Annotated in this window: 11 protein-coding genes; 5 read left to right on the top strand and 6 right to left on the bottom strand. The window is 66.9% G+C overall.

What is annotated here, in order from left to right; translation table 11 throughout:
• Positions 1-71: 71 nt before the first annotated feature.
• Positions 72-695, bottom strand: a complete 624-nt coding sequence (locus SriyCCGPB3_RS09740; RefSeq protein ID WP_180855120.1) for an NUDIX hydrolase — start codon at positions 693-695, stop codon at positions 72-74.
• A gap of 133 nt (positions 696-828) precedes the next feature.
• Between SriyCCGPB3_RS09740 and SriyCCGPB3_RS09735 the strand changes: the two genes are divergently transcribed.
• From SriyCCGPB3_RS09735 to mtnC, 5 genes are all read left to right on the top strand, one after another.
• Entirely contained in the window at positions 829-2,304 is a 1,476-nt protein-coding gene (locus SriyCCGPB3_RS09735; RefSeq protein WP_135967987.1) for an amino acid permease, read from the top strand.
• An 82-nt stretch (positions 2,305-2,386) separates the two neighbouring features.
• Complete coding sequence (locus SriyCCGPB3_RS09730; protein ID WP_153854910.1) at positions 2,387-3,814, top strand: amino acid permease; 1,428 nt, start codon at positions 2,387-2,389, stop codon at positions 3,812-3,814.
• 730 nt (positions 3,815-4,544) lie between these two features.
• Positions 4,545-5,186 carry a methylthioribulose 1-phosphate dehydratase gene (locus tag SriyCCGPB3_RS09725; RefSeq protein WP_153854911.1) on the top strand — a complete coding sequence of 214 codons (642 nt, stop codon included), beginning with the start codon at positions 4,545-4,547 and terminating at the stop codon, positions 5,184-5,186.
• A 91-nt stretch (positions 5,187-5,277) separates the two neighbouring features.
• Positions 5,278-5,835, top strand: coding sequence for a 1,2-dihydroxy-3-keto-5-methylthiopentene dioxygenase (locus tag SriyCCGPB3_RS09720; RefSeq protein WP_153854912.1), 558 nt, complete (start codon positions 5,278-5,280; stop codon positions 5,833-5,835).
• 3 nt (positions 5,836-5,838) lie between these two features.
• Positions 5,839-6,534: an acireductone synthase gene (mtnC, locus tag SriyCCGPB3_RS09715; RefSeq protein ID WP_043397315.1), complete on the top strand. Its 696-nt coding sequence runs from the start codon at positions 5,839-5,841 to the stop codon at positions 6,532-6,534.
• Positions 6,535-6,679: 145 nt separating this feature from the next.
• Here the strand turns inward: mtnC and SriyCCGPB3_RS09710 are convergent, their stop codons facing one another.
• From SriyCCGPB3_RS09710 to SriyCCGPB3_RS09690, 5 genes are all read right to left on the bottom strand, one after another.
• Positions 6,680-9,298: a beta-mannosidase gene (locus SriyCCGPB3_RS09710; protein WP_350260230.1), complete on the bottom strand. Its 2,619-nt coding sequence runs from the start codon at positions 9,296-9,298 to the stop codon at positions 6,680-6,682.
• A 77-nt stretch (positions 9,299-9,375) separates the two neighbouring features.
• A complete protein-coding gene (locus tag SriyCCGPB3_RS09705; RefSeq protein WP_153854913.1) occupies positions 9,376-10,602 on the bottom strand; it encodes an AGE family epimerase/isomerase in 1,227 nt (408 codons plus the stop codon).
• Positions 10,599-11,594: a carbohydrate kinase family protein gene (locus SriyCCGPB3_RS09700; RefSeq protein WP_350260229.1), complete on the bottom strand. Its 996-nt coding sequence runs from the start codon at positions 11,592-11,594 to the stop codon at positions 10,599-10,601. Before SriyCCGPB3_RS09700 ends, SriyCCGPB3_RS09705 begins: the two co-directional genes overlap by 4 nt.
• A gap of 7 nt (positions 11,595-11,601) precedes the next feature.
• Positions 11,602-12,915 carry an L-fucose:H+ symporter permease gene (gene fucP, locus SriyCCGPB3_RS09695; RefSeq protein ID WP_071228226.1) on the bottom strand — a complete coding sequence of 438 codons (1,314 nt, stop codon included), beginning with the start codon at positions 12,913-12,915 and terminating at the stop codon, positions 11,602-11,604.
• A 60-nt stretch (positions 12,916-12,975) separates the two neighbouring features.
• Positions 12,976-14,025 carry a LacI family DNA-binding transcriptional regulator gene (locus SriyCCGPB3_RS09690; protein ID WP_014037023.1) on the bottom strand — a complete coding sequence of 350 codons (1,050 nt, stop codon included), beginning with the start codon at positions 14,023-14,025 and terminating at the stop codon, positions 12,976-12,978.
• Between the last annotated feature and the right edge of the window lie 53 nt (positions 14,026-14,078).

Here is a 14,078-nt window from a genome sequence, read left to right as displayed (position 1 = left end):
AGAGCCGAGCCCATGCTCGGCTGCGGTTCCGGCCCGCATTGAGCCGAGCATGGGCTCGGCTCTACAGGCTGCTAGCGCGCCAGCCACCGGCGGGCCATGCGCTGCATCGATTCGTCCGATTCCGGGTCGGCCGCGACCTCGGTCACCGGCCGCCAGGCCAGTTCCAGCGACTCCTCGCTGAGCACGAAGGCCTCGCCACCCAGCGCCCGGATCACGAAACGCACGTCGTAGTGCCAGTGCCCCGGTACGTCCTTGCGCTCCGGAATCCAGTGCTTGTCCAGATCGAAGATGGCCGGGTCTTCCAACACCAGGCCGCTCAGTCCCGATTCCTCCTCGGCTTCCTTCAGTGCCACCTGGGCCAGGTCGCGGTCGCCGTCGGCGTGACCGCCCAGCTGCAGCCAGCGCTGCAGCTTGCGGTGATGGGTCAGCAGCAGGCGCTGACCATCGGCACTGACCAGCCAGCAGCTGGCGGTGAAGTGGCCGGCCAGGCGCTCGCGGCGGAACGGATCTTCCGGATCATCCGGATCATCCAACAATGTGCCGAATTCGGCAGCCAGTGCGTCGTGGGCAGGCTCGCGGCGGGCATAGTCCCGCAGCAGGCCACGCAGGCGATCGTCAAGCACGGCAAGGGTTTCGGCGGTCTGGCTCATGAATGGGCGGCGTTTGGAAAAATACTGCTCATTATCGCCGTTCATTGTTGCGATTGCGCTTGTGCGTTGGCTTCAGCTTTGGCTAAGGTACAGCGGGCCGTTCGCGCGGCCTTCACCATTCCAGGGTTGCCGGCAACGTATCGGCGGCCCACCCAATCCGATCACTAGGAAGTACTGCATGCTGAAAGCTCTGTTGAGGGTCAAGCCGGTTGAACCGGCCGGGCACGTCGATGCTGGCGAACCCATCGAAGGCAGCCTGGACGGCGAAGCCACGTTGAAACGGACCCTCACGGCTAAACACCTCATCCTGCTTGGCGTGGGTGCGGTGATCGGCGCAGGCATCTTCGTGCTGACCGGCCAGGCTGCGGCCAACCACGCCGGCCCGGCGGTGATGCTGTCGTTCGTGATCGCCGGCTTCGCCTGCGCCCTGGCGGGCCTGTGCTACGCCGAGTTCGCGGCGATGATGCCGGTCTCCGGCAGCGCCTACTCCTACTCCTACGCCACCCTCGGCGAAGGCATGGCCTGGTTCATCGGCTGGTGCCTGGTGCTGGAATACCTGTTCGCCTCGGCGTCGGTCGCGGTGGGCTGGTCGGCGTACCTGATCAGCTTCATCACCACCACCCTGCACATGCCGTTCCCGGATGCGCTCAGCGCAGCCCCGATCGCCTGGACCGGCAGCGAGTTCATCGCCTCGGGCAAGCTGTTCAACCTGCCGGCAGTACTGATCGTGGCGGCGGTGTCCGGCCTGCTGTACGTGGGCGTGACCCAGTCGGCCTTCGTCAACGCGATCATCGTGGCGATCAAGGTCACCGTCATCTGCCTGTTCATCGGCATCGGCGCAGCCCACATCGACCCGGCCAACTGGCAGCCGTTCATCCCGGAAAACACCGGTGTGCCGGGTGAGTTCGGCTGGAGCGGCGTGTTCCGTGCGGCCACCATCGTGTTCTTCGCCTACATCGGCTTCGATGCGGTCTCCACCGCCGCCGGCGAAACCAAGGACCCGCAGCGCAACATGCCGATCGGCCTGCTTGGCTCGCTGGCGGTGTGCACCATCGTCTACATCATCGTCTGCGCGGTGCTGACCGGCATGATGCCGTACCACCTGCTGGGCACCGACAAGCCGGTGGCCACCGCGCTGGAACCCTACCCGACCCTGTCGTGGCTGAAGACCCTGGTCGAGATCGGCGCCATCGCCGGCCTGTCCTCGGTGGTGCTGGTGATGATGATGGGCCAGACCCGCATCGCCTACACCATCTCCCGCGACGGCCTGCTGCCGAAATTCTTCGGCAAGGTCCACGCCCGCTTCCGCACCCCGTACGTCGCCACCATCGTGGTCGGCGTGATCGCCGCCGCACTGGCCGGCCTGGTGCCGCTGAACGTGCTGGGCGAACTGGTGTCGATGGGCACCCTGCTGGCCTTCGCCACGGTCTGCATCGGCGTGCTGGTGCTGCGCTATACCAAGCCGGAGATCCACCGCCCGTTCCGCGTGCCGGCGGTGTGGATCATCTGCCCGCTCGGCGCGGCGACCTGCCTGTTCCTGTTCTGGCAGGCGTTCGTGGTGCACTGGCACCTGTTCGTCGGCTGGACGCTGCTCGGTCTGCTGATCTACCTGGGCTACGGCATCCGCAACAGCAAGCTGGCCAAGTCGCCCTGATCCGCCTACGGGCCGGCCTCGCGCCGGCCCGTCCGTTTTCCCCGCGCGCCGCCCGTGGCGCGCTTCGACAAGACCACCACACATGTTCAAGCAACTGTGGGCCACCAAGCACCCGCATGCCGCCCATGAAGACGCCAACGGCCTGAGCCTGCGCCGCCACCTCGGCCCCTGGGGCCTGACCGCCCTCGGCATCGGCGCGGTGATCGGCGGCGGCATCTTCGTCATCACCGGCCAGGCCGCCGCCAACCACGCCGGCCCGGCCATCATGCTGTCCTTCGTACTGGCCGCCATCTGTTGCGCCTTCTGCGCACTGGCCTATGCCGAGTTCGCCTCGATGGTGCCGGTCTCCGGCAGCGCCTACACCTACACCTACGCCACCTTCGGCGAGCTCTCGGCCTGGTTCATCGGCTGGATGCTGGTGCTCGAATACGGCGTCTCCGCCTCGGCGGTCGCGGTCAGCTGGACCGGCTATTTCCTCAGCCTGCTCAGCCAGTTCGACATCCATCTACCGGCGGCGCTGGTCAGTGCCCCACTCGATGCACAGCTGCGCCCCACCGGCGCGATCGCCAACCTGCCGGCCGCCGCGCTGGTACTGCTGCTGACCTGGCTGTGCTACGTCGGCATCAGCAAGTCCTCGGCGATGAACATGGCGATGGTCGTGCTGAAGACCGGCCTGATCCTGCTGGTCATCGTGGTCGGCTGGAAGTACGTGGACACCAGCAACTGGACCCCGTTCATTCCCGCCAACGAAGGCCCTGGCAAGTACGGCATGGAAGGCGTGCTGCGTGGCGCGGCGATGGTGTTCTTCGCCTACATCGGCTTCGAGGCGGTATCGGTGGCGGCGCAGGAATCGAAGAACCCGCAGCGCGACATGCCGTTCGGCATGATGCTGTCGCTGGTGATCTGCACCGTGCTGTACATCGCGATGGCCGCGGTGATGACCGGCCTGGTGCCTTACCAGCTGTTGGGTACCGACGAGCCGGTGGTGACCGCGGTGGCCGCGCATCCGCAGTTGGGCTGGCTGCGCTGGGTGGTCGAGGTCGGCGCGCTGGTCGGCCTGTCTTCGGTGGTGCTGGTGATGATCATCGGCCAGCCGCGCATCTTCATGATCATGGGCCGCGACGGCCTGCTGCCGCCAGTGTTCACCAAGATCCACCCGAAGTACCGCACCCCGCATATCAACACGGTGATCACCGGCATCGGCATCGCGCTGCTGGCGGCGCTGTTCCCTCTGGATATCCTCGGCGAGCTGACCTCGATGGGCACGCTGATCGCGTTTGCGGCAGTGTGCGCGGGCGTGCTGATCCTGCGCCGCACCCAGCCGGACCTGCCGCGTCCGTTCCGCATGCCGATGGCGTGGCTGATCTGCAGCCTGGGCGTGCTGAGTTGCCTTGCTCTGCTGTCGGCAATGACGATGCACAACTGGATGCTGATGGGGGTGTGGACGTTCGTCGGTTTCGTGATCTATTTCTGCTATGGCTTCAAGCACAGCCGCCTGCGGGGTAAGTGAGGTTCTTGCATTGCAGGGCCTGCGGCCCTGCACCCGCCTTTGAAGCCGGAGCAACGGCAACGGCAACAGCTGGGCTGAGGGTTTGGCGGGACGGGTTGGGTGCGCGGGGGACGCCGTGAACCCGTCCCTGGGGGCTTGGCCGCGGCTTGCTCGCGTGCGCTGTCCTGCGCACACGGCAAGACCGGGGTTGGGCCTCCTGCCCAACCCGCCCGAGGCATGCCTCGGGCCCATGCCGCGGACACCCCCGCGCACCCAACCCGCCCCACCTCCGACAGTCTCCTGGCACGTCCAGTAGATCCACGCCATGCGTGGATGAAACGTTCTCATGAACGAATGTTCCGGAATGAATGTTTCTGTAGAGCGGAGCCATGCTCCGCTCCGAGCAAGCACAGCGAAGCGACCCGCTTTTCGCTTTTCCTTCTTCACTCCGTGGCTGGCCGCACGCCGGAACCTGTCAGAGGCGGGGCGGGTGGGCCGTGCAGGGCGTTGGCGCCATGGATGGCGCCATCGAGCTTACAGGGGTGAGGGCGCTTTGCCTGCGAAGCACTGCTTCGCGAGTGACCGAACGCCCAGCCGCCAGCGGCTGGGCCGGGCCCCGGAGGGGGACTTGCAGCGTCCCCTGCACGGCCCACCCGCCCCGCCACCCCCATGAACCGCTTTCCGTGACCAACCAACCACCTCCCAGCCACGAGGGGCTCAGCCGTTGGCCGAATCCAGTAAAATCGGCCGCATGAACGCCCCCACCTTCCCCTACGACACCGCGCGCCTGAGCGAACTGGCCCAGCTGCTGATCGACAACGTCCGCGAACTGGCCCATGCCGGCTGGACCCCGGCCACCAGCAGCAACTTCTCCCACCGCCTGGACGACCGCCACGCCGCGATCACCGTCTCCGGCAAGGACAAGGGCCGCCTGATCGAGGACGACATCATGGTGGTGGACTTCGACGGCCTGGCCGTCGGCCGCCCGCTGCGCCCGTCCGCCGAAACCCTACTGCACACCCAGCTGTACCGCCGCTTCCCGGAAATCGGCTGCGTGCTGCACACCCACTCGCCGGTGCAGACCATTGCCTCGCGCCTGTACGCGCCGCAGGGCCACATCCGCCTGGAAGGCTACGAGCTGCTGAAAGCCTTCGCCGGCAACAGCACCCACGAGATGGCCATCGACGTGCCGGTGTTCGCCAACACCCAGGACATGAACGTGCTTTCGAAACAGGTCGATGACCTGCTCGACCGTCAGAACCTGTGGGGCTACCTGATCGACGGCCACGGCCTGTATGCCTGGGGCCGCGACATGGCCGAAGCGCGCCGGCACATGGAAGCCTTCGAGTTCCTGCTGCATTGCGAGCTGGAGCTGCGCAAGCTGCGCGGCTGAACCCGCATGCAGGTGTAGATGCCGATCCGGAATCTGCGCCCTGCCCCCACCCTGCTACCCTGTCTTCCCCCGAGACGTTCAAGCTGCCGCCATGAGCCGACTGCGCATCTACGACGACACCCGCCCCGAATCGCCGCTTCTGGACACCCAGGACGGCGCGATCATCGCTGCCGAGCTGCAGAAGATCGGCGTCACCTTCGAGCGCTGGCAGGCCACCGCACCGGTCGCACCGGGCGCCAGCCAGGATGAAGTGTTCGCCGCTTACCGCGCCGACATCGACCGCCTGGTTGCCGAGCGCGGCTTCAAGAGCGTGGACGTGGCCTCGATCGCCCCGGACAACCCGAACCGCGCCGAGCTGCGCAGGAAGTTCCTCGACGAACACTTCCACAAGGAAGACGAGGTGCGCTTCTTCGTGGCAGGCTCCGGCCTGTTCACCCTGCACGTGGGTGACAAGGTCTATGAGATCGAGTGCGTGAAGGACGACCTGATCGCCGTGCCCGACGGCACCACCCACTGGTTCGACATGGGCGATGAGCCCAGCTTCGTGGCGATCCGCTTCTTCACCGAGCCGGACGGCTGGGTCGGGCACTTCACCGGCACCGACATCGCGCAGAAATTCCCCCGTTACGTACCTACCCAGGCATCCTGATCCATGCAGCCCCGCGTCATCCTGACCGATATCGAAGGCACCACCAGCAGCATCTCGTTCGTCAAGAACGTGCTGTTCCCCTATGCCCGCAAGGCGCTGCCCGCGTTCGTCGCCGAGCACGGCCAGCAGCCGGAAGTCCGCCGCTGGCTGGATGCGGTGGCCACCGAGATCGGCGGCGCCTGCCAGGACAGCCTGGTGGCCGAGACGCTGCAGGGCTGGATCGACCAGGACCGCAAGCACACCGCACTGAAGGCGCTGCAGGGCCTGATCTGGGACGAAGGCTACCGCCGCGGCGACTACACCGCGCACTTCTACCCGGAAGTGGCGCCGGTGCTGAAGGGCTGGCACGCCTCCGGCCTGCCGCTGTACGTGTACTCCTCCGGCTCGGTGCCGGCGCAGAAGCTGTTCTTCGGCTTCAGCGACGCCGGTGACCTCAGCCCGCTGGTGTCGGGCTGGTTCGACACCGAAGTCGGCGGCAAGCGCGAGGCCGACAGCTACCGCCGCATCGTGCAGGCCATTGGCGTGCCGGCCGGCGAGATCCTGTTCCTGTCGGATGTGGTGGAAGAACTGGATGCCGCCCGCGAAGCCGGCCTGCAGACCCGCCTGATTGATCGCCTGGATGACTACCCGCTGCCGCGCACCGGCCAGGCCGCCAACGGCCATGAGCGGGTCGAGAATTTCCAGCAGATCCAGCTGTAAGCGCCGCCCCGCTGCGCTCGCCGGGCATGGCCCGGCGCTACCGGGCATCGGCTCCGGTAGAGGCCAACCTTGGTTGGCGATCGGGGCCCCGCGCCAGAAGCGTGCCAACCAAGGTTGGCACCTACCAGAGCAGGATGTGCCGCCCTCAACGATCGTTGAGGGTCTTCACCTTCAGTGCTTCGCGCAGGGCGGCCAGATCCACCGGGCCACGCACTGCGATGTCGCGGGTTTCACCCGGCAGCAGATCCAGCAGATTGTCTTCCACCTGCACGTCCAATGCACCGAAGTCGATCCACGCCGAACGCATGTAGGCCGCGCTTTCCAATCGCAGACGGTAGTGGTCGCCTTCAATGGACAGGCTGGCCTTGAGCTTCTGCCGCGGCAGGATCTGATCCTTGGCCTCAACGAAGCCGACCACCTGGCGGGCACCCACCGCCCCGTTCTGCAGCAGTTCGAACACGGCCACCGTGCGCTTTGGATCGGCACCGGCCAGCAATTCGGCGTCGCGGAAATCACCGATCGAGGTGACACCGGCGGCAGCCAGCGACACCGCTTCCTCGCGGCGGCGAAGCACCTTGCCGTCTACATCCATCACCCGCAACCGCCAGCGTGCATCCAGCGCGGCACCGTCGTTGATCAGGCGCACCCGCGTACTGCCCTCGTCGCGCAACGCCGCCACCGCCACCGGCGCGAAGAAACGCCGCGCGGCGAAGTGCAGCGCCTTCCAGCGACCGAAGTAGTCCACGCTGGACCATGAAGCACCTGGCCAGACGTCGTTGAGCTGCCAGTACAGCGAGCCCATCGTGTACGGCCGCGAGGCGCGATGATGCAGCGCCGCCAGTGCGATGCCATCGGCCTGCATCACCTGGCTGAGGTAGACGAAGTCCTCGAAGTCCTTCGGCGTGCCGTAGCCCAGTTCGATGTAGTGCAGCAGGCGGCTGTTGCCCTCGCCGGCCATGAATTTCTGGTGCGCGCGGATCACCGGGCTGTCGATGCGCTGCTCGGCGCGGGTGGCGATCTGGTCCACCGTCGCCACCGACGGCCACGCCTGCAGCCCGTACTCGGACATGAAGCGCGGGGTCTCGCGCAGGTAGGCCTGCACCGGCAGCGCCGGATTGCCCCAGACCTGCCAGTAGTGCTTGTCGCCACGGGTGGAATCGTTGGCCTTCTCATCCAGATCATTGCTGGGCGAGCTGGACCAGTACGGCACGCCCAGCCCTTCCTCGCCCACCACCTGGCGCAGGTCATTGCCGAACAGGTCGACATAGCCCTGCCACACCTTCGCTGCAAACGCCGGGTCGGCCGCCTTCAGGTCGCGGCCGTGGCCCCAGTCCTTCCAGGCGGTTTCTTCCTCGTTGTTGCCACACCACAGCACGATGCTGGGGTGATGGCGCAGCCGGCGCACGTTGTCGCGCGCCTCGGCCACCACGCTGGCACGGAAGGCCGGATCGTAGCCCGGCTGCATGCCACCACCGAACATGAAGTCCTGCCAGACCAGCAGGCCCAGCTCATCGGCAATGTCGAAGAACGCATCGTCCTCGTAGTAGCCACCGCCCCAGTTGCGCAGCATGTTCATGTTGGCATCGCGCGCGGCGGTCAGCACCTGGCGCAGGCGTGCGGCATCGACGCGTGCGGGGAAGGCGTCGAACGGAATGACGTTGGCGCCCTTGGCGAAGATCGGCACGCCGTTGATGACGAAGGCGAAGCCCTGCCCGCCCTTGCCGTCCTCCTCGCGGCGCAGCTCAACCGTGCGCAGGCCGATGCGCTGCTCGCGCACCAGCGTTGCATCGGCGCCACCATCCAGGCGAGCCTGCACGGTATAGCGATCCTGAGCACCATGGCCCACCGGCCACCAGCGCCGCGGCGTGGCCAGCTCAACCGGCAGCTCAACCGTATTCTGGCCTGGCTTCAGCAACACCGTGCGTTGCACCTGGGTCACGTTGCGGCCTTCCGGATCCTGCACATCCACAGTGACCATCGCAGAACCGGCAGCGCTGCCCTGCTCCACCTGCAGCAACACCGCCAGCTTCGCCTGCTCCGCGCTCAATGCATCGGTACGCACGGCAAGATCGGCCAGGCGGTGCGCGTCCCAGGCCTGCAGGTCGACCCCGCGCCAGACCCCGGCGGTGACATAGCGCGGGCCCCAGTCCCAGCCGAAGTGGTAGGCCGGCTTGCGCGCGAAATTACCGACCATCGCGTCCTTCGGTTCATCGCCATAGGGCGACGGGTAATTGCCGGCGATCTTGTGCGGCATCGCCTGCACGCCCGGCAGCAGGGTCCGGATCGGTGAGCGGAACACGATCTGCAGTTCATTGCCGCTCGCGCGCAGGCGCCCGTCCACACGTGCACGCCACGTGCGGTGCGCGTTGTCCGCGCGCAGCAGCGGCTTGCCGTTGAGGCTGACCTCGGCGTAGGTATCCAGCCCGTCAAAGCGCAGCTCGGCATTCGGCTTGGCCAGCGTCGTGGCGTCCACGTCGAAACGGGCACGGTATTCCCAGTCAGCCAGGCCGATCCACTGCAGCTCGGCCTCGGGTGCACCGACATAGGGATCACGGATCAATCCGTGAGCGAGCAGGTCGGTGTGCACGCTACCCGGCGCCTTCGCCGCACGCCATTGCTGAAGACCCGGATGCGCAGCACCCTGCGCGTCACCGGGCAGCATGCGGAACTGCCACTGTGCCTGCAGTGGAGCCGCAGTTGCCGGGAAGGCGGAGGCTGCGATCAGCAGCAGGAGCAGACGGACAACGAGGGAAAGGCGATGCACGTGATACTCCTGTTTTTCCGCCGGGCGAGGCCCGGCGCTACCGATTCCGGCTCATCATGCGTACGGCGACACGCGCCTCAACGCACCACGTTCAACACTTCGTAGCACGCGCCCATGGTGTGGTAATCCACCTTGCCGGCCGGGCTCTTCTCGTCGCTGTACTTGCGGTTGTCGGCATCGAGGATGCGGAACCAGGCACCGTACTGGTGATCGACGAAGTGCTCCCACGAGTAGGCCCAGATGCGCTCGTACCACTGCCAGTAGCGGTCGTCGCCGGTGCGCTTGGCCATCAGTGCGGCGGTCGCCAGCGTTTCGGCCTGCACCCAGAAGTACTTGTCGTCGTCGCAGACGAAGCTGTCGCCACCGATCGGCGCGCCATCCATGCCCGGCTGCCGGCGCGATTCCGGTGCGAAGCCGTAGTACAGGCCGCCTCGCGCGTCGTCCCAGCTGCGCGCCACGGCCACGTCGAACAGGTGCTGTGCGGTCGGCACCAGCCAGTCGGCCTGCACGTGGCGATCCAGGATCAGCAGCAGCTTGGCCCACTCGGTCTGGTGGCCGGGCTGGAAGCCCCATGGGCGGAACAGGTGCTTGGGGTCGTCCAGGTTGTAGTCCCAGTCGATTTCCCAGTTCACATCGTAATGTTCCCAGACCAGGCCACCGGCCTTGGCGGCCTGGCGGCGGGTCATGTTGTCGGCCAGCTGCAGCGCGCGCTCGACATAGCGCTGCTCGCCACTGGCCTCGAACGCGGCCAGCATCGCTTCGCACATGTGCATGTTGGCATTCTGGCCGCGGTAGCCGGTGAAGTTCCACTGGCCGTCAGCCTCGTCCTTGTACAGGCCGTGCTGCGGCTCCCAGAAGCGTGCTTCCAGCAGCTGCCAGGTCTCGTCCATCCAGTCGCGCGCCTGCTCGATGCCCGCCTTCAGCGCGCAACTGTAGGCCAGCAGCACGAAGGCCACGCCGTAGCAGTGGTTCATATCGTCCTCGACCTTGCCGTCGCGCAGGGTCCAGGCATAACCGCCGGTGGCCGGGTTGCGGTGCACCTCGCGCAGATAGCGCACGCCATGCTCGACAGCCTCCCGGTATTCGGCATTGCCGAACTCGCGGTAGGCCATCGCATAGTTGAAGACGAAGCGGGTGCTGCTCACCAGGTGGCGGTGGCTGGCATCGTAGATGCTGCCGTCATCACGGAAGTAGTGGAAGAAACCGCCGTCCGGATCGATGCAGCGCGGGTGGTAGAACGCCATCGTGTCGGCGATATGCGCGCGCAGGAACGCGGGCGAACGGAAATCGGGTGAGGTGCTCATGCGGTAATGTCCTGGGCCTGCAGCAGCTGCTGCACTTCATCGAGCGAGGGCATCGCGGCGAACGCGCCCTTGCGGGTAACAGCCAGCGCACCCACGGCGGCACCGAAGCGCAGCGTGGCGGTGATCGCCTCCGGGTCCTGGCAGAACGCGGCAAAGCCTGCGCCCGCCCCACCACGCTCCAGCAGGCCGACCAGCACGCCACCGACGAAGGCATCGCCGGCGGCCGTGGTATCGACGGTGGCCACGCGGAAGCTGGTGACCGTGCCGTGGTTGTCGCGCGTGTACCAGTGCAGCGTGGCCGCACCATCGGTAACGATTACCCAGCGCGCCTGCGCGGCCAGAAGGCGCTTCAGCACCACTGACTCGCCATCGGCACCCAGCGGTGCCGCCAGGTAATCCAGCTCCTCGCGCGACAGCTTGACCAGGTCGGCGCGCTCCAGCGCCTGCCACAGGCGCGGCGTCGGATCTTCGTTGGCTGGCCACAGAGCCGGGCGCAGGTTGAGGTCCAGGCTGACCACCGCACCGGCGGCACGGGCGCGCTCCATGCCGGCAAAGGTCGCCTCGGCGATGGCCGGCTCGGTCAGGCTGTTGGAGCACACGTGGAAGCACTGCGCACTGTCGAGGCACGCAGCCTGGAAGTCGCTGTCACGGAACAGCAGATCGGCCGCCGGCGGGCGGTAGAAACTGAAACTGCGCTCGCCGCTGGCATCCAGCGCGACGAAGGCCAGCGCGGTCTTGGCCGCGTCGGTGCGCACGATGTAATCCGTGCCCACGCCGTGCTCGACCAGGCTGTCGGCGAGGAAGTCACCGAACATGTCCCGGCCCAGCATGCCGACGAACTGGGTCTTCGCACCCAGCCGCGCTGCCGCTACGGCGACGTTCGCCGGCGCACCGCCGGCGTACTGCAGGAACGCGCGCGGCGTGTCGGCCGAGGCCGGCGGCTGCGCTAGTAGATCGATCAAAATTTCACCGAAGCAAACGATGGCACCCATTCCGGACTCAGCCTCCCTGCGTTGCGGAGGCCGGCGTACGCGCGCCGACCAGTCCGTAGAAAATGATGTAGCCGTAGCACAGCAACGGCAGGATGAAGCTGGCCTGCACACCGATGTGGTCGGCCAGCACGCCCTGCAGGTACGGCACCACGGCACCGCCGACGATGGCCATGATCAGCAGGCTGGAGCCCTTGTTGGTCAGCGGGCCCAGGCGCTCGATGCTCAGCGCGAAGATGGTCGGGAACATGATCGAGTTGAACAGGCCGATCGCCACCACCGAGTACAGCGCGACGTTGCCGGAGCTCAGCATGGTCGTGACCAGCAGCCCCACGTTGACCAGCGCGAAGATCGCCAGCAGACGGCTGGGCGAGAAGCGCGCCAGCAGCGCCGAACCGGCGAAGCGGCCGATCATCGCCATCGTCCAGTAGGCCGACACGTAATGCGTGGCCTGCTGCTCGCTGAAGCCGCCGATGTTCGGCATCGACAGGTAGTTGACCAGGAAGCTGCCGATCGACACTTCGGCGCCGACGTAGAAGAAGATGCCCAGCACGCCCAGCAGCAGGTGGCGCTTGCGCAGCGCGTCCAGGTAACTGTGGTGATGGCCCTGGTCCGCCTGCTCGGTGGCGTCGCTCAGCGCCGGCAGGCGGAACAGAAAGACGAACAGCGCCAGCAGCACCAGCGCCACCGCCAGGCCCACGTACGGGCCCTGCACGGCCTGCGCCTCGGCGGCACGGTAGGCCAGCTGTTCGGCGGCCGGCAATGCCGCGATGTCATCGGCACTCTTGACCGTGTTGGACAGGATCAGCATGCCGCCGAAGATCGGCGCGATGGCCGTGCCCAGCGAGTTCAGCGCCTGCGCCAGGGTCAGGCGGCTGGAGCTGGTCTGCTCCGGGCCCAGCAGCGCAACGTAGGGGTTGGCAGCGACCTGCAGCACGGTGATGCCGGTGGCCAGCACGAACAGTGCGCCGAGGAACGCGCCATACACGCGCAGCTCGGCCGCCGGCCAGAAGCCCAGCGCGCCGATGCCGGCGATCACCAGGCCGGCCACGATGCCCTTCTTGTAACCCAGCGCCGCCACCAGCCGACCCGCCGGCAGCGACATCAGGAAATAGGTGCCGAAGAAGGTGAACTGCACCAGCATCGCCTTGGCGTAGTTCAGCTCGAACACCGCCTTCAGGTGCGGGATCAGGATGTCATTGAGGCAGGTCAGGAAGCCCCACATGAAGAAGATCGTGGTGACGACAGCCAGCGCCTTGCCGTTGGTAACGGCGGGTGCGTTGCCCGAAGAACCCGATGGACGGGGCGTTGCGGAGATCGGCATGCGGTACGCGCCTCGATGCGCGGAAGGTCGTTGTTGCGTGGAAGGGGTATATGGAAGGAATCAGTTCGGTCGTGCGGCACTGCTTTCGCGGATGCGCAGCTGCACCGGCGCGACCGTGCGCCGTGGCGGCGCATCCGGTTCGTCCAGTCGTTGCAGCAGCAGCGCGGCAGCTTGCCGGCCCCGCTCGCGCGGATCGGCAGTGAGCGTGGTCAACGGCGGCACCGCGACCGACGCCTCGGAAATATCATCGAAACCGGTAACGGCGAAGTCGCCACCCGGGCGGATGCCACGCGAATTCAAGCCCAGCATCAGGCCCAGCGCGACGGTGTCGTTGTAGCAGACCGCTGCACTCGGCCGATGGCCATCGGCAAACAGCTCATCGGTGCGCGCTGCGGCCTCCAGGCGGTTCGGTGCCGACTCGATCATCCAGCCCGGCGGCAGCGACAGACCGGCCTCGGCCAGCGCCTGCTGGAAACCGGCACGGCGCTGGTGGCACGAGCTCGATGCAGCGTGGCCGCCGAAGAAGGCGATCTGGCGATGGCCGCGCTCAATCAGGTGGCGCGTGGCCAGATAGGCGCCGTGCTGGTTGTCCAGGGTCAGGAAGTCCCAATCGGCCCCTTCCAGTTCGCGGTTGAACAGCAGCACGTTGGCATTGGCGCCCAGCGCCTGCCGCAGCAGCGCGGTATCGCTGCCCTCGGCCGGCGACAGGATCAGGCCGGCCGGGGTGTGTTCCATCAGTGTCGAAAGCACCGCCTGCTGCCGCTCCGGCGATTCACCGGTACTGCCGAGCAGGGTCACGTAACCGCGTCCGCCCAGCGCCTCATCCACGCCGGACGCGAATTCGGCGAAGAACGGGTTGGACAGATCGTTGATCACCAGCGCGATGCTCGACGAGGTCCGCCGGCGCAGGTTGGCCGCCGCGCGGTTGTAGACATAGCGCTGGCGACGCAGCTCGGCCTCGACCTTGGCGCGGGTATCGACGTTGACCAGCGGGCTGCCGCGCAGCACCAGCGACACGGTTGCCCGTGACACGCCGATGGCACGCGCGATGTCGGTCACCGTCACCGCCTTGCCGGCGCGCTTGCTGGGACTGCTGCCGTTGTCGTTCATCGTCTTCCCGGACTCCGCTGGATGCTCAAGCCTAATGGATCAGGGCCCTGTCG

The sequence above is a fragment of the Stenotrophomonas riyadhensis genome (genome assembly GCF_040256885.1).
Lineage (GTDB): Bacteria > Pseudomonadota > Gammaproteobacteria > Xanthomonadales > Xanthomonadaceae > Stenotrophomonas > Stenotrophomonas riyadhensis.
This window is presented reverse-complemented; position numbering and strand designations above follow the sequence as displayed.

Coding starts and splice junctions, on each gene's coding strand:
- SriyCCGPB3_RS09740 (WP_180855120.1), bottom strand. CDS start 695: ATGAACGGCGATAATGAGCAGTATTTTTCCAAACGCCGCCCATTCATG.
- SriyCCGPB3_RS09735 (WP_135967987.1), top strand. CDS start 829: ATGCTGAAAGCTCTGTTGAGGGTCAAGCCGGTTGAACCGGCCGGGCAC.
- SriyCCGPB3_RS09730 (WP_153854910.1), top strand. CDS start 2,387: ATGTTCAAGCAACTGTGGGCCACCAAGCACCCGCATGCCGCCCATGAA.
- SriyCCGPB3_RS09725 (WP_153854911.1), top strand. CDS start 4,545: ATGAACGCCCCCACCTTCCCCTACGACACCGCGCGCCTGAGCGAACTG.
- SriyCCGPB3_RS09720 (WP_153854912.1), top strand. CDS start 5,278: ATGAGCCGACTGCGCATCTACGACGACACCCGCCCCGAATCGCCGCTT.
- mtnC (WP_043397315.1), top strand. CDS start 5,839: ATGCAGCCCCGCGTCATCCTGACCGATATCGAAGGCACCACCAGCAGC.
- SriyCCGPB3_RS09705 (WP_153854913.1), bottom strand. CDS start 10,602: ATGAGCACCTCACCCGATTTCCGTTCGCCCGCGTTCCTGCGCGCGCAT.
- SriyCCGPB3_RS09700 (WP_350260229.1), bottom strand. CDS start 11,594: ATGGGTGCCATCGTTTGCTTCGGTGAAATTTTGATCGATCTACTAGCG.
- fucP (WP_071228226.1), bottom strand. CDS start 12,915: ATGCCGATCTCCGCAACGCCCCGTCCATCGGGTTCTTCGGGCAACGCA.
- SriyCCGPB3_RS09690 (WP_014037023.1), bottom strand. CDS start 14,025: ATGAACGACAACGGCAGCAGTCCCAGCAAGCGCGCCGGCAAGGCGGTG.